A 15,017-nucleotide genomic window follows, 5' to 3' on the forward strand; every position below is an offset into this window, starting at 1 on the left:
TGTTGTCAAACGATAACTTTTTCTGGAGCGATATTATCTCCATATATAGTCATTTTGGTTTCTAAATGACGTGCCATCCGTACGATAACATTACCCTGAAGTTTACAACGCTAAGTAAGTTTTAATGGTCTCAAGGAATCTACCGAAACAACCTTCTCTGAATTAAAGTGGTATTCTCCAAGTAAGTTTATATGCTCCCATCCTAAAGGAGACATATGGTGTAACAAGTCCTCATTAAAACCCCCTATAAACCTTTTTGGTATTCAATTGCTTTTGTAAGATGTAGAGTATTCCATACGCTAATAGCATTGATAATTATGTTTAATGCACTAGCTCTTTGTAATTGATGCTGTATAGTTCGTTCCCGAAGTTCCCCTTGTATCCCAAAGAAAATAGCTCTTGCGAGTCCATTCATCAAAGGGTGGATTTTTAAATAAGAAACTAATTCTATATATGGGTGTAAGCATTTTAGCAGGAAGTTTTATTGGTGCCTATGTATGGTTCTATCTTTTTATCTGAAGGCGGAATTAACGTTCTTTATGCAGTATTAGCCACTATTGCTGTTATTATGATGTTTGTCCCAAAGAAAGGGTTAGACGATATACCGCATGATCAAGTAACATTTAATAAAGGGTTTTCTGCCTTATTAGCTTTTGTTGTCGGCGTAGGTGCTGGTATTGTTGGTGCGGCAGGTGCTTTTATTTTAGTACCTATCATGCTTGTGGTTCTCAAAATTCCAACTAGAATGACCATAGCTACTTCCTTGGCTATTACCTTCATTTCTTCTATCGGTTCAACTATTGGGAAAATTACTACTGGTCAAGTTTTGCTAATACCTGCACTTATAATGGTTATTGCAAGTCTAGTTGCTTCCCCATTAGGAGCGAATTTTGGGAAGAAAGTCAATACGAAATTATTACAATGGATTTTAGCTTTGTTGATATTAGGTACATCCATTAAGATATGGCTTGATATTTTAAGTTAAATATATTTCAACATATGATTCAAGTGCTGGATGAAACTCTTTTTCGTAATGGCCTTTTGGACAAGATTTAATAACTTGAGCCGTTAAGGTGTTGGATTTATTTACTAACATATCTTTACATTTTGGACATTTCTCTATAAAAAGATTTTTTAAGATCATTAAGGAAAACCTCCTAAGATCTAAACTCCTAAAACCAATATGTTTACTAGGGATTATAACATAATGGAAAAGAGATTAAAACGGAATAATAAGGGGAGAGGGGAAAGTAATGGCAGGTATTCGATTTAATCCAAAAGATGCTGACAAATTAACTAGTACTGAACGAAAAGAATTAATACCTTCAAATAAAGTTGTCGAAATGTTAGACTTAAGTTTGAATGACACTGTTGCGGATTTGGGAGCTGGAAATGGTTATTTCACATTACCAATTGCTAAAGGTATGGAGAAAACTGTTTATGCTGTTGATATTGAGCCGAAAATGCTTAGGATGCTCAAAGAAGACGCTGTAGAAGAACAAATTGATAATATCAATTATGTGGTTAGTGACTTAGAAAACATACAACTCGATAAAGGTTTAGTAAACAAAGCTTTGATTGCTTTTGTTATCCACGAGGTACCCAATATGGATAAAGCACTAAGTGAAATAAAGCGAATTTTAAAGCCTGGTGGACAGATATTACTATTAGAATGGGAAGCTGTTGAGACTGAGATGGGTCCACCTCTTCATGAAAGAATTACTTCTGAAAAGATGGGTGAACTTTTGAGGGAAAATGGGTTTGATGTTGAGGTCACTCACTTAAATCCATCAATTTATGCGATTAAGGCTACGACTGGTTAATTAAAAAAAGATTGAAAATAATAAAAAGGAATAAAAAAAGGAGATGATTAAATGTTTCACTACACGGTTGAAACGACTAAAACGATTGAAGAAGCCATTGCATCACTTGAGGAGAGCTTAAAGGAAGAAAAATTCGGAGTGCTTTGGCAATTTGATATAAAGGATAAATTACAAGAAAAAGGCCTTGATTTTGACCAATCCTATCGTGTTCTAGAAGTATGTAATCCACATGAAGCCCAACGTGTTTTATCACAAAATCAAATGGTTGGTTATTTCTTACCTTGTAAAATTGTTGTTTATGAGGATGCTGGTCACACAAAAATCGGAATGCCAAGGCCGACAGCACTTATTGAAATGGTGAATGATCAATCAATTAAGGATCTTGCAAAGGACATTGAGGAACGATTAATTGGATGTATTGATAAAGCTTTGTAGTTATTCATTTAAATCAACTACAAAGGAGAAAAGAACTGAGTCCGGTATTGTACTGGACTCAGTCTTTTTAATTTTGTCTTAATTCTTTTATCGTTATATATCAATATAATGAGCTAGTTCTTGAGTGTAGAGCACTTTAAAGTTTTAAATCATCGAATATTGTTTCATTTGGTAGTGCCATGGATCATCATTAACTGATTAATCTTTCAAGAAACTTCCTAACATGTCTGAGACAAGTGAGTATGCTGGCTAGAAGATTGTGTCTAACAATTGGGGTGCAGTTCAATTTAATCCAAGCATTTTTGTCATAATGTCTTGTCCAACTAAAGGTTTTTATTATCACTCACCTCTTTTCAAAAAGGAGACCGAAGTGATGTGGAGGAAGTTCCACTTCTTTTGTTAAGATTAAACCCACTTCATTCGCCCAACGTATTATAGCCTCTTGGTTCGGTCTAATTTCCAGAGAAGGGCCTCTTTCGGTTTCTTGTGTCCATTGTATAACCCCAATCCTTCCCCTAATCTTTAATAAATCAGTTGCGTTCTTCATCAATTCAACAGGCTCTTCACAGTGAAGGATATTAAACAAGCTTATATAGTCTGCTCCAGTCATTATGTTTCTGATTTTTTGTATGACATCTAAATCAGTTACATCCGCAGCTATTCTTCTAGGACTAGGCACCGCAATGGTATATCCAACCTTACAAGCTTCAATTAGTGATGTAGCACAACCAGAATGGAGAGCTTCATCAATGGGGGTTTATCGTTTTTGGAGAGATAGTGGATATGCATTTGGAGCATTATTTGCGGGACTATTAACTGATATACTAAACGTTAATTGGGCAATAGGTTTAGTAGCATTATTACCATTAAGTGCAGGGCTAATAGCAGCAATGCGATTAAATGAGACCTTGCCATCTTTTAACAAGATATAGGGAATAAAAAATGGACCCGGTACTTATATTTATCGGGTTCATTTTTATTTCGAGAGAAAGTCAAAAGTTATTTCATGGGCAAAGGAGATAGGCCTGAACATAAACAAGTCAAACTACCTCCTTACCATTTCTGACTTGTACTTAAAAAATAATAAAGTGGCTTTTTATCTTACTAAAAAATAAGTTCGCTAAATAAGAATACTATTTTAGATAAATTATATCTTTCAAGTTAAACACTTTGTCTGTAAGTCCTTATCGTTGTGCAGGAGTTGACGTGTTACCATTTTGAAGTTTTAAATGGCACACAGAAATTCCTTAAAATGGACAAACCATATTGAGCGTGATTCGGATTGAATTTGCATGAAATATAGTTTTTGCCGTCACCCCTAGCGGTCATTAAGGGTCTTTCAAGTATGGATAAACTCCTACGAATTCGCTGTATAAAACTATTAGGGTGGGTTATAGGGGGGTATCAGCCCGATCGCTATAAGTTCCACCTTAACAGAATTACTTAACATCATTATCGTTTCTTTTTATTCTTTATTTATTATACTTTTTAAAAGTTCCTTCATTTCTGATGTTTGCATGATCTCGATCATAACATTTTGCATTTCCGGCTCTTGCATTACGCTAACCATACTATCTTGCATTTCAGGTTGCTTCATTACGTTAACCATTGTATCCTGCATTTGGGGTTGCTGCATCAATTCAATCATTTGATCCTGCATTTCAGGAGAACTCATCACACGGACCATTGCATCTCGCATTTCCGGTGTTGCCATCATGTCAGCTAACATGTTAGGGCTTATGCCACCAGAGTTCATCATATCATTGGCATTCCCTCCATTCATACCCCCACACCCTGCAAGAAGGAGTAAGGCTAAAATAGCAACAACAGTTAGCTTTCTTTTTACTTTCATTTGGACTTCCTCCCTTTAGAAACCAGTTTTTATTAATTTCCCCAACTGTTTGCCGTTTATCATTAATCTTGACAAGTTCTTGACATTCTCCTAATAAGTTCTGAAAACTGGTCGTTTATATTGTATATAAGGGAAAGGTATTACGCTTTCCACTTATAAATAAAAACAGGAGTGAGAACAGATGAAGAAATTATTAATAGTAGCAGGATTTGTCGTAGCATTTGGAGCCGGGTCAATGACTGGGGGAACAGTCTTTTCATATGCCAGTTCTAACACTGGGACAAATGATACATCTACAAATGTGATGGACGAAAATGGGATGATGGATTCGAATCAAAGCTTAGGAATGATGAATATGATGGGTGATTCGAGCGGAATGGGTATGATGGGAAGTATGAGTGGGATGATGAATACAATGTCTATTATGGACAATTTGATGGCTGATATTTTTAATGAAGCTGCCAAGACTTTAGGCGTGACAACAGATCAGCTACAAAATGAAATTCAAAGTGGAAAATCTCTTGAAATGATTGCAGATGAGCAAGGGGTAAAGGCGGATAAATTGGCGAAGGAGTTGGAGAAGGTCATTCAAAAAGATCTTAAACAATTTGAGAAAGAAGGAAATGTGATAACGGAGCAACAAAAGGAGATGCTAGTTTCCATGAGTGACAACACGGAGATGGTGCTAAATACTACAGGGATGTTTGCTTGTAATGAGTCTTTAGATGAATCCATGTAAATAGATTAAAGGAGGTTCCTGGTATGATGTGGAACAATGGTACGGGATTTTTAGGAGGTGGTTTTCCAATGATGATGTTTGGTGGAATTTTTATGTTAGTGTTTTTTGGTCTGGTTATTTGGTTAATTGTATTAGCCGTTCAAAAGTTTTCAACAGGCAGTAAATCAAACCAAACAGACAACGCTGTTGATGTATTAAGACAGCGCTACTCCGGAGGAGAAATCGAGACAGAGGAGTACAGACAGCGGCTAAATGAACTGATGGATTCGAATAAAATTTGATTACAGATAATAAACCTTGATAAACTTTTATCAAGGTTTATGTTTGTTAGTATTAAAAAACGAAGCATACAATGGATACGAGAGGACTCTTCCGATGAAAAAAACAGTGATGATTGTAGATGATCAAGACGAATTAAGAGAATCAGTTTCAACATTCTTACAAAATGAGGGTTATCAAACATTGAATGCTCGTAATGGCAATGAGGCGTTACATCTCCTTGAAGAGAGTCAAAACGTTGATATCATTTTACTTGATGTCATGATGCCTGAAAAGGATGGATATGAGACGTTACGCGAACTGCGAATGACCAAAAATAGAACCCCAGTCATTATGCTAACAGCTAGAACAGATGAGATAGATAAACTACTAGGACTTGAAATGGGGGCAGATGACTATATTACAAAACCGTTTAGTTTACGTGAAGTTGTCGCTAGAATGAAGGCTGTACTAAGGAGGACGTCTGAAGAACAAGAAGACGATGAGTGGATTCATCAAGCCGATATCAAAATTAACCTTTCCACATATGAGGTCTATGTCCATGGGACGAGGGTCAATTTAACCCCTACAGAGTTTAAAATTTTAATGACACTTGCAGAAAAACCTGGCCGAGTTTACAGTAGACTACAACTTATGAACATTGCTATGGGAGAAGCATTTGTTAATTATGAACGTTCGATTGATACCCATGTCAGTAATTTAAGAAGAAAGTTATCAGAACTTGGGTCTTCTGCATCGATCCAAACTGTTTACGGAATAGGTTACCGTTTTGGGGTGGAAACATGAAGCTGAGAAGCAAGTTGATCCTCTCATTGACTACGGTAATTATCATCATGGGGCTATTTCAATCTCTATTTTTTCAAACACGTATCGAAAAGATATTTGAAAATTATCTCTCAGAGAGTGATGAAATGAAGGTTGAAATGCTTAAGCAGGCAGTGACCTCTTACTATTCCTCGACAGGCTCACTAGAAGGTGTGGATCAAATTCTTGAAAATTCAAATCGAATGAATATGAATATGGGAAATATGATGGGGCATATAGGAGGTACTATTGAAATTACCATTTTAGATGCTTCTGGAGAAATAGTAGTAGACACAACAACTAAAAACATGGAGGATAATAATTCCTCAGTCACAGAACCTCTTGTCATCAAAGGAGAAACCGTTGGGACCTTTATTGCGTACCCGGTTAAAAGCGACTCTGTTTCTCGCCTTGAACAACAATTTGTCCAATCGGTCAATGTAGCCATTCTTTTGGGATTTCTTGTCGCTGTACTACTTTCTTTAATTATTGGACTTTTTCTATCTAAAAAAATTACTAAACCTCTTACTCAGCTTGTTTCAGGGATTGAACAGGTTTCAAAGGGAAAGATAAATTTCCGGGTTTCGATTGATTCAAAAGATGAATTCAGACAGCTTGGTGATGCTTTTAACAAGATGACACAGACATTAGAACGGACGGAGCATATTCGTAAATCTCTCGTGGCTGATGTTGCACATGAGCTAAGAACACCCCTTGCTATTATTGGTGCAAAATTAGAGTCAATCCAAGCTGGTGCACTTGAAGCTACAGAAGAAGTGATCTTAAACGTAAGTGATGAAGTATACCGTCTTTCAAGACTGGTCAATGACTTGCAACAGCTTAGTCTCGCAGAGTCTCATGCATTAACACTTAACAAGAAACGAACGGAAATAAATAATTTTATGGAATCGATACTTTCTCAGTTTCAATGGTTCGCAGACGAAAAAGATATTAGGCTTCATTTTAACAAAAGTTCTACTGATATATTCATCGAAATTGATCGTGATCGTATGACACAGGTCGTTGTTAATCTATTCGGTAATGCACTTCGTTATACACCGAAGAATGGAAAAGTTACGGTTAACGTGAGGGTGGAAGGGGAATCAGTGGTTCTCAGTTTTCAAGATACAGGACCTGGTATTGCTGAGCAAAAACTCCCCTTTATTTTTGAACGCTTTTACCGTGTAGATGCGTCACGTAAACGTGACGAAGGCGGGGCAGGACTTGGTCTTTCCATTGCAAAAGGTTTTGTTGAAGTACATGGTGGTGAAATTAAAGTGAGAAGTAAGAAAGGAGAAGGGACGCAGTTTGAAGTCTCATTGCCTAAACAAGATGATTTTATAAGCAAATCTAATGAGAAGAAAAATAATCTCGGTAATTAGTTGCAATCATAGCGAAAGATGAAGATGCGGGTAGTTGTTAACTACCGCATCTTCATCATTTTTTCCATTTTCATTAGTCTTTCATCAATCATATCGATTTTTTGATTAATTTGTTGGGTCATCTTCATATGTTCCATCATCATTTGTTTCATTTCTTCCATTTCCATCATTGACATACTTGTTTCCGTTCTTCCTGTGTAATATGGGTATTGATAATACAATTTTCTTCACTCCCGTATTGAATTCCCCTAATATTTATATGAACGACCCTCAAATATGTGTATAGCTTACTGGAGTAAACAACTTTTTTATAACAAACTTTGTGTACAATTGTCATGTTGAAATTAAAAGTAAACAACTATTTTTTTAATTAGCCGCATATTTCAACGGAGGAATGTGGCTTCATATTGTTTAAAGTAAACAACTTTATTATCATTTAACAATTAATCGTACGTTGGATTCGCTACAAGATTGTTGGATTATATGTTTTTTTCTTTTTTATTAGATAAGGAAGTAAGAGCAGTCAAATAGGAAAGACGCACTTTAATAAACACATATTTCGTGATATACTAAAGAAGTAAAGAACTCACATCCTACACAACATTTTTATTAATACTTATGAATGAATAAACAGGAACGTCACTTATAGTCTGTAGAATAACCAGATAAATTATTATATCATTGACATATGAATGAAAAATTCGATGTTAAAATTACCTTTGGGAATAATGTCAAGAACACTAGATTAAAACAGAATATATCACAAGAAAAATTAGGTGATCTAACAGGTCTTCACCGAACATATATAAGTGAAGTGGAAAGAGGACGAAGAAATGTGTCTTTAGAGAACATCTACGCTATTTCAAAAGCTTTGAATGTTAAGATGTCCGAATTGTTAGATTTCTAATTGTGAGAGAATACGAAGAAAGTTTATCGTTATGTGGGCACTTTGATAAACTGGAGTTTGTAGTGCAACCGGCCTCTTTTTTGACTGAATGGTTAAAATATATGAGGGCGTTTTTTTATATTTAAATAAAGGGAACGTTTAACTAATAGAAACATCGGGGATATACTCCGCTTCCAAAATAAATTTAAAAAGTTATGTTTTCATCATGGAATTCTACAGTTTTTGCATTATTTTTGTATTAAGATAAATAAAAATAAAGATAACGCCAAAAAAAAAGCGTCTCTATTCGAATTTTATAATGGATATTCAAATTGCGGGGTGTGCAAATAATGATCGGAAACGAGGAAAATAGTTTTAACCATGATACTATAATTAACCAAATAAATCCGCTTGATATAGAATACTTTTTTAGAAGAACTTATTTTGTAATAGGGGACGGAATGCTTGTTGAGCTTGTATCCCTTGCTAGTGAGTCAAATGAAATAGTTGGTAATGAAGAGGTGAAAGGCTGCAAAGTCTTGGCAACTGATTCTAGAGAAATATCTTTCTCAGAACTTCCTGGGGACCTTGCAATTCCTTTAGCAGAAAAAGAGGTAATAAAAGAAGTTTTTAAAATTAATAATGAGCAGCAGTATACCCGTCTGCATAAAAAATATAAAGACAACTTATTTTCTGTGACAAAAGAGGTAATAGATACTTTAAATTAGATTGAGATTACCCGTAAGCTTTGCTATAATTTAACTATATCAATTTTCATCTTAGTTTTTTATGGCAATCTCTTCATTGAGATTAGCGGGTTAATTATCAGACGTACGGGGCCTTTGGGCTTGGTTTATCACACTTAGAACAAGTGTGTATGAAAACCAATCCTAAAGGCCCTTTTTGCGTTTTAGGGGGTGAGGCTTATAGGATTGTGTTAGAGGTTAGTCATTCAGAAAGGATTTAAAAAACTTTAAGAGAGGATGTTTATTTTGGGTGAACAAAATTGTATGTGCATGGATGCGGGTGAGTTATCATGTACAAGATAACTTGTTTTACTTCTATAACTCCTAACGAGTTAGGAAAAGCCCTAAAAGGATTTCGTTTTTTAACAACGAAAGAGGGATTTGAATGGAAGGTTGATGGCTATAGTTTTCGTATAGAGCCTTTTAAGAATCAGCCGCGCCACAACATGAATGGTTATAGGGTATATTTTGATGGTTCTATTGATGGAGGAATATACTTATTCGACATGGCTATTGGGTGGACACACCCTAAAATAACCGGTGTTGAATTTGATTTATCCGTTTCATCACGAACAAGCAAAGACTGGATTAATGATTTAATCAGTCGAAACTCATTCAGAACCATAGATACCAGAGGTTTATTTCGAAAGGGAAAAGTAGGGGTTATTGCTGTTAATGATACAGTTACCTTACAAATCCGCTCCACAAAAGGAAAACAATTGAAGCTAATTGAGTGTCTTAAAGAGGTCGAAAAAATACGGGAAGAAATCACTCCTGTTGAATTCGATCTCTTTTCTTTTATCGAGGAAGGTGAAGCGGGATGACGTTTGACTTTTATACGGTAAACTCTCAATTTACGATTGGAGAAAATACGGTTGCCAGGAATGGTGAGGTAATTGCGGAAGGGAATATCTTTTTATTTCAGCTGTTGTTTGGGTTTCCAGCTATACTTATGGTTTCTCAGAATCCATCGGAAAAACCTAAAATTATAAGAACAAGCCAAGTTAAATCTGTCTTGCCAATTTACGAATTTTTTGATGGCCAACAGCAACCGCTAAAACAAACCTTTAAAATTGTATTTGAGAAAGAAAATAAAAAAAATTCATTTACTGTTCTTGCAGTTGATCTTGCTCATGCCTTACAACTGGTTAGAGGTCTTTATGACAATCCAAAAGTGCTATCTACCACGTTGATTGGCAAAGCTGAAAAATCTTCAAATAGGGGGAATGCTGTATGTTAGACAAGCAATCTTCTAAAGCCTATCGCAAACTTGTTTGTGCTGAAGATGAATATCAAGCTTTCAAATTAGTGGATAGCCTAAAACCAGAAGTAGCAAAAAGAGTATTAATCCGCTACATTATGAACAAACAACCGAAAGCTCAGTAAATAAATATTCTTTGTTAGACCCCTTCCTAGTAGGGGAGTGAAAATTTTGCTCCCTATACTAGGTGGGGAGCTAATTGGAGGATATTAAAATGATTAATCATTCAAATCAAACAGCTGCAGATATCATGGAAGGACTAATTGAAAATGGTACTTATCCAACAATTAAAAATCTGAAGCATAGGGATCAAACTATTAAAAAAACAATGGAAAACAAATTAAAGGATTCAGATTCTAAACGTCATGAGTTCAAGAAACATGGACTTGTTGCGAAATTTGTTTCCAAGAAGATTAGCGAAATCGATTACGAAGGATTAAATGAGTATTTATACAATCTTGGTTTGCTCGTTCCGATTGTGAAAATTGACCATAAAAAGGTTAAGAAAAACCTCTTCATTTATGATCAATTGAAAGCCTATCAATTCCAGCCAACTTCTTATGTCAAACCCAACTTTAATAAGAAAGGGAAAAGTCTCAATTCTCCCGCTCCATTTGAAGTAGATGACTGGAAGATGAGTGATTTGGCACTCACGTTAAATCGGTTAAAACCAGAGCTAGAATACCATAATGAATTATATGATAAAGCAAAGAGTCAGATGCTCCAATGTCCTGAACTTCAGCAACAAAGAAAGTTAGTACACGAATATGGATCAGTATCTTTGGTTGATAATGACCCGTTGTATGACGTTGTTGCTATTAACGAGGAAATGGGCGAAGATATTTTAATCAAATATGGTAAACCAAATGAAGAAAAGGTCCAAAACTTCATCTTAAAAGGGACACTAACAAAGGCTGATATCGATCAATTTAAGACAATGGTGGATATACGCCTTGATTTTACAGTAATGTCCTTAGAGGCAGAAAAGAGAATGTTGGAAATGCTAAATGAACGTCACAACATAGCGGCGCAAAACTATATGCGCGCTTAGAATGAATGACTAAAAAACTTCGACATAGAGGGGGAGCCAAAAATGAAGAAACCTATTGCTGATATCCAAGCTGATATTATCTTTAAGGCTCTTTATTACACAGCACGCAATGAAGGTGTTGAAATAGCAGAAGAGTTGACTGAAATATATGAAGTACTAGCAGAACAGAATCCGAGCGACACATATGTAGAACATACTGTGGAAGTGATGGAGTACTTAAGTGAGTTTATTAAAAATAGTAAAAAATATCGCACATATTTCATAAAAGAAGATGATTTAGATGATGAAATCTAATTTGGTTTTTGTGTATCGAAATTCGTGTGAATTTGAAGAAAGTAAATGAATGATTAAATGATTGGAGGATAGTCCCTTCTGCTTGAGAAGAATGAGCGGAGGGGAACTCCCTCTTTCCTTCTCTTGTAGTTGGAACAAATAAATGAATACAATAGAAAAATGGAAAAAACGCGTTGCTGAGATTAATGTATTCCAGGAGTTTGACAACATTATAGAAATACTTACTCAGGAATATTTAAATGAGAACTCTCAGATTCCTTGGGTAATTTCATTCAGTGGGGGTAAAGATTCTTCCCTGGTATTAACTTTAATATGGAAAACTATTATGAAGATTCCCGTTTCTAAACGAAAAAGGAAAGTCCATATAGTAATGAGTGATACAGCAGTAGAAACTCCCGTTATGCAAAACTATCAACATACACAACTGGAGAAGATTAGACAATCAGCTCAAGAGCAAGGGCTCTCTCCGGTTGTCAAGATACACATGGTTAGACCTCCTATTAAATCGAGGTTCTTTTATAAAATCATTGGCCGTGGCACACCTTCTCCAAGTCCAAATGCGAGGAGCCGTTATTGTACGTTTCATATGAAGATAACTCCCATTCAAAAGAAAATGGAAGAGATCATCAGAGAAGCGGTACAAGAACAGGATTGTTTAACTTCGGATGAGCATGCTATTGTTTCCATTTTGGGAGTGCGATTAAAAGAAAGCCAATCAAGGGCTGGCAGTATCCGTAAATTTGAAGTAGATGAACTGTATGCTACTCATGCTTCCGATAAGCGGATTAAAGTCATGCACCCTATTAAAAAGATTGACTTGGACTCTCTTTGGAGCTATTTAGAGAACCTTCCTAACGGTGTATTCCCTTATGGGGGTACTGTCCATGAAATGATGAAACAGTATGGCAAAACTGGTTTTGAATGTGGTATCAAGGACGGAAGTGAAGGGGAAGGAAAATCGTGTGGACAAGCAGGTAGTAGATCAGGTTGTTGGACTTGTCCTCTTATGTCTGGAGAGGACAAAATGCTATCCGGCTTAATCGAGGAAGGGTATGAAGAGTATCACCATTTACAAGAATGGAAAGATTACATGAAAGCCATTCGAAATGATGTTAGATTCCGATTACCTACACAGCGACAGAAGTTTAATTCGCACGAAAAGAAAGCCCTTATCGAGAAAGAGTCGTCATTTTCTCTTTTTTCTTCAGCTATAAGCGATGATATACATGAGAAACGTCGACATCTATATGATACGTTTGGTAGAGCGTCTTTTAGATATGCTCCTGGTGCCTTGACTATAGAAGCGAGGAAAAGGCTTCTAGAGTACCTGTTATGGGTACAGGAAAGGGTAGGGGTTACCCTAATAGAAAAAGACGAATTAGAGGCTATTTATGATACATGGAAAGATGATGGATATTGTATTAATCCTTTTGATGTTAAACCAACGCGATATACACATAAGGAACGCTTAATACTTAGTAAAGATGGTACAGTTAATGAAAAAGAGACTACCGTTAATACTCTTCCACTCTTCTATGTAAAAATCCAGACTAAAATGAGTGAATCGGAATTTGTGACCTATGTTCAAAATAAGGTTAGAGAAACAAATAAATCTATTCCTTATTTATCACAGGTTCTTGATTATGAAAAAGAGGAAATAGTTTTTAATGAATTCATCTTCATTGTCTGTAGTCCTTTCGCCACCTCTCAACGTGAAGCTGATCATCATGTTTTTTCATGGTTGGACTGGAAAGACTCTTTCGACTATGAAAAGTATGATCCGCCATATGAGGGATGGGAGCCAGAGGATGAAGGGTTATATCTACCTAAACAACCAAGTGACCGTTCAGCTTTATCCGACCATTTGGTTGCTGATAAGATTATCCAGAAGATTAAGGATAGCGATGAATTATCCTCTCTTTGGCAGACAGCAGATGGGTTAAATAGTATCAAGGGCTATGTGGAAAAGCTTAAATTGCTTGAAATCATCCAACGCACAAACAACTTATGTTATGAGCCTATTACTAACAATCCACCGGAGCTTATTGAACAGGTGAATGGTCAATTAAGCTTAGCGATATAACATTTAAGCCTACTGATAATATTCTATCAGCCTGGCTTTTTTTTATATGGTTCTACTATTGTCATTTTCAAAGAATAATAGTATTATTGAATCATATCAATTTTTATTTTTACTTTTTTAGCAGCCTATGAATAGGTTAGCGGGTTATTTTATGAAACGTAATGCGTCCTTTGGGATGGTTCTACACACAACATTTGTGTGTTTATGAGTCCATTCTGAAGGGCGCTTTTTTGCGTTTTATATAAAAAATTCTTCAGAAGGGTGAGATGTTTTATGGCTAACACTATGGCCGAATTGTTTGGAAAAACAGATGTAATTGAGGATTGTAGAAAGGCGGTTCATAACGGAGAGTTTACTTCAAGTCTTCGTAGTCGTATTACCGCAGAGTTAATTTTGAAAGATGGCACACGTCGTATCTTCCGTTGTCGTTCTAATGACCGTCAGAAAGCTTTACATGAAGTATTGACTTTTGTTGAAGCGGTTGAGGGTGCTACAGGAGAACGTGTCATTTGGAGATTTAAGGGTGAGAAAACGTATCGCTTCGGAAGTGAAATGCCGGTTGAATTTTCAAAGAGCTGGAATTTCAAAATTGGCTTTCGTAAACTTCTTGCTGAATTCTTTGATCTCGACTAAGAAACAAATGTTTATTTGGGTGGGTGAGCGAATGCGATTTATATTGCATTCGCTTTTTTCTTCAGAAAAAAACTTTAAGAAAGTGTGGGTGTATTGTTTATGAAAAAACATTATTCTGTTGCGAAAGAGGAACTTGTGTTTTACGGTAATGAGAATACCAGCCTTCAAAACGTATTGGCGATGTTGATTGGCCCTAAGGCTGAACCTTCAGTTACAGGAGAATTGGCTGGACTAGGGGCGAAAACTTTATCTTCCATGACCGCTGAAGACTTCAAGAAATACGAAGGGGTTGGAGAATTGGCTGCAACCCGTATTCTCTCCGCTTTTGGTTTGGCAGGTATTTTGAACAAGTTTTCAAAAGAAGAACGCTATGTAGTACGTTCTCCTGAAGATGCAGCTAATTATTTTGTTGATTTAGCTCATCATAATCAGGAACATTTTGAAGCTATTTATCTCAATACTAAAAATCAGGTAGTCGCAAGAAAGAATATCTTTAAGGGTTCTTTAAACGCCTCACTCGTGCATCCAAGGGAAGTATTTCGCGAAGGATTAAAAGTGAGCGCTGCTTCCTTAATTGTGGCACATAATCATCCTAGTGGAGATCCTTCTCCATCGAGTGAGGATATACAAGTAACAAAGAGATTAGTGGAGTCAGGAAAGATGATAGGCATTGAGTTACTTGACCATGTTATCATCGGCGATTGTGGGAAATTTACCAGTCTAAAAGAAAAAGGGCATTGCTAATACCT

General features: G+C 36.1%; 20 protein-coding genes, 5 pseudogenes and 1 riboswitch. Of the genes and pseudogenes, 18 read left to right on the forward strand and 7 right to left on the reverse strand.

Annotated features, from left to right (window positions below; genetic code table 11):
- Window positions 1-110: 110 nt before the first annotated feature.
- Window positions 111-415, reverse strand: a pseudogene (locus NC797_RS07485) (Tn3 family transposase); the annotation flags it as partial.
- Between the two features lie 2 nt (window positions 416-417).
- Here NC797_RS07485 and NC797_RS07490 point away from each other — a divergent pair.
- A pseudogene (locus tag NC797_RS07490) lies at window positions 418-985 on the forward strand (sulfite exporter TauE/SafE family protein); the annotation flags it as partial.
- Here the strand turns inward: NC797_RS07490 and NC797_RS07495 are convergent.
- Window positions 977-1,144, reverse strand: a complete 168-nt coding sequence (locus NC797_RS07495) for a hypothetical protein (RefSeq protein WP_272436154.1) — start codon at window positions 1,142-1,144, stop codon at window positions 977-979. The pseudogene NC797_RS07490 and the gene NC797_RS07495 sit on opposite strands and share 9 nt — an antisense overlap.
- Before the next feature lie 109 nt (window positions 1,145-1,253).
- Here NC797_RS07495 and NC797_RS07500 point away from each other — a divergent pair, with 109 nt between their 5' ends.
- Both NC797_RS07500 and NC797_RS07505 read left to right on the forward strand, forming a co-directional pair.
- Window positions 1,254-1,823: a class I SAM-dependent methyltransferase gene (locus tag NC797_RS07500; protein ID WP_272436155.1), complete on the forward strand. Its 570-nt coding sequence runs from the start codon at window positions 1,254-1,256 to the stop codon at window positions 1,821-1,823.
- Window positions 1,824-1,874: 51 nt separating this feature from the next.
- Window positions 1,875-2,258 (forward strand): DUF302 domain-containing protein, encoded by a 384-nt coding sequence (locus NC797_RS07505; protein WP_272436156.1) that lies wholly within the window; start codon window positions 1,875-1,877, stop codon window positions 2,256-2,258.
- A gap of 17 nt (window positions 2,259-2,275) precedes the next feature.
- On the opposite strand, the pseudogene NC797_RS18445 reads toward NC797_RS07505, so the two are convergent.
- A pseudogene (locus tag NC797_RS18445) lies at window positions 2,276-2,378 on the reverse strand (IS3 family transposase); the annotation flags it as partial.
- A gap of 223 nt (window positions 2,379-2,601) precedes the next feature.
- Window positions 2,602-2,937: a hypothetical protein gene (locus tag NC797_RS07510; RefSeq protein WP_272436200.1), complete on the reverse strand. Its 336-nt coding sequence runs from the start codon at window positions 2,935-2,937 to the stop codon at window positions 2,602-2,604.
- Here NC797_RS07510 and NC797_RS07515 point away from each other — a divergent pair.
- Window positions 2,912-3,190 (forward strand): annotated as a pseudogene (locus tag NC797_RS07515) (MFS transporter); the annotation flags it as partial. The gene NC797_RS07510 and the pseudogene NC797_RS07515 overlap by 26 nt on opposite strands.
- A gap of 252 nt (window positions 3,191-3,442) precedes the next feature.
- Here the strand turns inward: NC797_RS07515 and NC797_RS18360 are convergent.
- Together NC797_RS18360 and NC797_RS07520 are read right to left on the reverse strand one after the other, a co-directional pair.
- Window positions 3,443-3,641 (reverse strand): annotated as a pseudogene (locus tag NC797_RS18360) (insertion element protein); the annotation flags it as partial.
- A gap of 82 nt (window positions 3,642-3,723) precedes the next feature.
- A complete protein-coding gene (locus tag NC797_RS07520; protein WP_272436157.1) occupies window positions 3,724-4,110 on the reverse strand; it encodes a GerD family protein in 387 nt (128 codons plus the stop codon).
- Window positions 4,111-4,291: 181 nt separating this feature from the next.
- On the opposite strand from NC797_RS07520, the gene NC797_RS07525 reads away from it, so the two are divergent.
- The 4 genes from NC797_RS07525 (at window position 4,292) to NC797_RS07540 (ending at window position 7,314) form a co-directional block, all read left to right on the forward strand.
- On the forward strand, window positions 4,292-4,849 hold the full coding sequence (locus NC797_RS07525; RefSeq protein WP_272436158.1) for a hypothetical protein: 558 nt from the start codon (window positions 4,292-4,294) through the stop codon (window positions 4,847-4,849).
- Window positions 4,850-4,872: 23 nt separating this feature from the next.
- Window positions 4,873-5,130: an SHOCT domain-containing protein gene (locus NC797_RS07530; RefSeq protein WP_272436159.1), complete on the forward strand. Its 258-nt coding sequence runs from the start codon at window positions 4,873-4,875 to the stop codon at window positions 5,128-5,130.
- Window positions 5,131-5,224: 94 nt separating this feature from the next.
- Window positions 5,225-5,914, forward strand: a complete 690-nt coding sequence (locus NC797_RS07535) for a response regulator transcription factor (RefSeq protein WP_272436160.1) — start codon at window positions 5,225-5,227, stop codon at window positions 5,912-5,914.
- Window positions 5,911-7,314 (forward strand): sensor histidine kinase, encoded by a 1,404-nt coding sequence (locus tag NC797_RS07540; protein ID WP_272436161.1) that lies wholly within the window; start codon window positions 5,911-5,913, stop codon window positions 7,312-7,314. Before NC797_RS07535 ends, NC797_RS07540 begins: the two co-directional genes overlap by 4 nt.
- Window positions 7,315-7,355: 41 nt before the next feature.
- Here NC797_RS07540 and NC797_RS07545 read toward each other — a convergent pair whose 3' ends face one another.
- Window positions 7,356-7,535, reverse strand: coding sequence for a hypothetical protein (locus NC797_RS07545; protein ID WP_272436162.1), 180 nt, complete (start codon window positions 7,533-7,535; stop codon window positions 7,356-7,358).
- 467 nt (window positions 7,536-8,002) lie between these two features.
- Between NC797_RS07545 and NC797_RS07550 the strand changes: the two genes are divergently transcribed.
- The 10 genes from NC797_RS07550 (at window position 8,003) to radC (ending at window position 15,012) form a co-directional block, all read left to right on the forward strand.
- Window positions 8,003-8,221 (forward strand): helix-turn-helix domain-containing protein, encoded by a 219-nt coding sequence (locus NC797_RS07550; protein WP_272436163.1) that lies wholly within the window; start codon window positions 8,003-8,005, stop codon window positions 8,219-8,221.
- Window positions 8,221-8,304, forward strand: a riboswitch (cyclic di-GMP riboswitch). (Overlaps the previous gene by 1 nt.)
- Window positions 8,305-8,550: 246 nt before the next feature.
- Window positions 8,551-8,928 carry a hypothetical protein gene (locus tag NC797_RS07555; RefSeq protein ID WP_272436164.1) on the forward strand — a complete coding sequence of 126 codons (378 nt, stop codon included), beginning with the start codon at window positions 8,551-8,553 and terminating at the stop codon, window positions 8,926-8,928.
- Between the two features lie 308 nt (window positions 8,929-9,236).
- Window positions 9,237-9,770, forward strand: a complete 534-nt coding sequence (locus tag NC797_RS07560; RefSeq protein ID WP_272436165.1) for a hypothetical protein — start codon at window positions 9,237-9,239, stop codon at window positions 9,768-9,770.
- A complete protein-coding gene (locus NC797_RS07565; RefSeq protein ID WP_272436166.1) occupies window positions 9,767-10,186 on the forward strand; it encodes a hypothetical protein in 420 nt (139 codons plus the stop codon). Before NC797_RS07560 ends, NC797_RS07565 begins: the two co-directional genes overlap by 4 nt.
- Window positions 10,180-10,332 carry a hypothetical protein gene (locus NC797_RS07570; protein ID WP_272436167.1) on the forward strand — a complete coding sequence of 51 codons (153 nt, stop codon included), beginning with the start codon at window positions 10,180-10,182 and terminating at the stop codon, window positions 10,330-10,332. Before NC797_RS07565 ends, NC797_RS07570 begins: the two co-directional genes overlap by 7 nt.
- Before the next feature lie 89 nt (window positions 10,333-10,421).
- On the forward strand, window positions 10,422-11,258 hold the full coding sequence (locus NC797_RS07575; RefSeq protein WP_272436168.1) for a hypothetical protein: 837 nt from the start codon (window positions 10,422-10,424) through the stop codon (window positions 11,256-11,258).
- A gap of 42 nt (window positions 11,259-11,300) precedes the next feature.
- Window positions 11,301-11,552: a hypothetical protein gene (locus NC797_RS07580; protein ID WP_272436169.1), complete on the forward strand. Its 252-nt coding sequence runs from the start codon at window positions 11,301-11,303 to the stop codon at window positions 11,550-11,552.
- Between the two features lie 142 nt (window positions 11,553-11,694).
- Window positions 11,695-13,635, forward strand: a complete 1,941-nt coding sequence (locus NC797_RS07585) for a phosphoadenosine phosphosulfate reductase domain-containing protein (RefSeq protein WP_272436170.1) — start codon at window positions 11,695-11,697, stop codon at window positions 13,633-13,635.
- 273 nt (window positions 13,636-13,908) lie between these two features.
- On the forward strand, window positions 13,909-14,268 hold the full coding sequence (locus NC797_RS07590; RefSeq protein WP_272436171.1) for a DUF6018 family natural product bioysynthesis protein: 360 nt from the start codon (window positions 13,909-13,911) through the stop codon (window positions 14,266-14,268).
- 99 nt (window positions 14,269-14,367) lie between these two features.
- A complete protein-coding gene (gene radC, locus NC797_RS07595; protein WP_272436172.1) occupies window positions 14,368-15,012 on the forward strand; it encodes a RadC family protein in 645 nt (214 codons plus the stop codon).
- Window positions 15,013-15,017 lie beyond the last annotated feature (5 nt).

Source organism: Terrihalobacillus insolitus (genome assembly GCF_028416575.1).
In the GTDB taxonomy this organism is placed as follows: Bacteria; Bacillota; Bacilli; order Bacillales; family Amphibacillaceae; genus Terrihalobacillus; species Terrihalobacillus insolitus.

Excerpts from the sequence above, each read along its gene's own strand:
- NC797_RS07565 (WP_272436166.1), top strand. The coding sequence starts at position 9,767 with ATGACGTTTGACTTTTATACGGTAAACTCTCAATTTACGATTGGAGAA.
- NC797_RS07570 (WP_272436167.1), top strand. The coding sequence starts at position 10,180 with ATGTTAGACAAGCAATCTTCTAAAGCCTATCGCAAACTTGTTTGTGCT.
- NC797_RS07585 (WP_272436170.1), top strand. The coding sequence starts at position 11,695 with ATGAATACAATAGAAAAATGGAAAAAACGCGTTGCTGAGATTAATGTA.
- NC797_RS07505 (WP_272436156.1), top strand. The coding sequence starts at position 1,875 with ATGTTTCACTACACGGTTGAAACGACTAAAACGATTGAAGAAGCCATT.
- NC797_RS07495 (WP_272436154.1), bottom strand. The coding sequence starts at position 1,144 with ATGATCTTAAAAAATCTTTTTATAGAGAAATGTCCAAAATGTAAAGAT.
- NC797_RS07530 (WP_272436159.1), top strand. The coding sequence starts at position 4,873 with ATGATGTGGAACAATGGTACGGGATTTTTAGGAGGTGGTTTTCCAATG.
- NC797_RS07550 (WP_272436163.1), top strand. The coding sequence starts at position 8,003 with ATGAATGAAAAATTCGATGTTAAAATTACCTTTGGGAATAATGTCAAG.
- NC797_RS07500 (WP_272436155.1), top strand. The coding sequence starts at position 1,254 with ATGGCAGGTATTCGATTTAATCCAAAAGATGCTGACAAATTAACTAGT.
- NC797_RS07540 (WP_272436161.1), top strand. The coding sequence starts at position 5,911 with ATGAAGCTGAGAAGCAAGTTGATCCTCTCATTGACTACGGTAATTATC.
- NC797_RS07560 (WP_272436165.1), top strand. The coding sequence starts at position 9,237 with ATGTACAAGATAACTTGTTTTACTTCTATAACTCCTAACGAGTTAGGA.
- radC (WP_272436172.1), top strand. The coding sequence starts at position 14,368 with ATGAAAAAACATTATTCTGTTGCGAAAGAGGAACTTGTGTTTTACGGT.
- NC797_RS07535 (WP_272436160.1), top strand. The coding sequence starts at position 5,225 with ATGAAAAAAACAGTGATGATTGTAGATGATCAAGACGAATTAAGAGAA.
- NC797_RS07575 (WP_272436168.1), top strand. The coding sequence starts at position 10,422 with ATGATTAATCATTCAAATCAAACAGCTGCAGATATCATGGAAGGACTA.
- NC797_RS07520 (WP_272436157.1), bottom strand. The coding sequence starts at position 4,110 with ATGAAAGTAAAAAGAAAGCTAACTGTTGTTGCTATTTTAGCCTTACTC.
- NC797_RS07525 (WP_272436158.1), top strand. The coding sequence starts at position 4,292 with ATGAAGAAATTATTAATAGTAGCAGGATTTGTCGTAGCATTTGGAGCC.
- NC797_RS07590 (WP_272436171.1), top strand. The coding sequence starts at position 13,909 with ATGGCTAACACTATGGCCGAATTGTTTGGAAAAACAGATGTAATTGAG.
- NC797_RS07580 (WP_272436169.1), top strand. The coding sequence starts at position 11,301 with ATGAAGAAACCTATTGCTGATATCCAAGCTGATATTATCTTTAAGGCT.
- NC797_RS07555 (WP_272436164.1), top strand. The coding sequence starts at position 8,551 with ATGATCGGAAACGAGGAAAATAGTTTTAACCATGATACTATAATTAAC.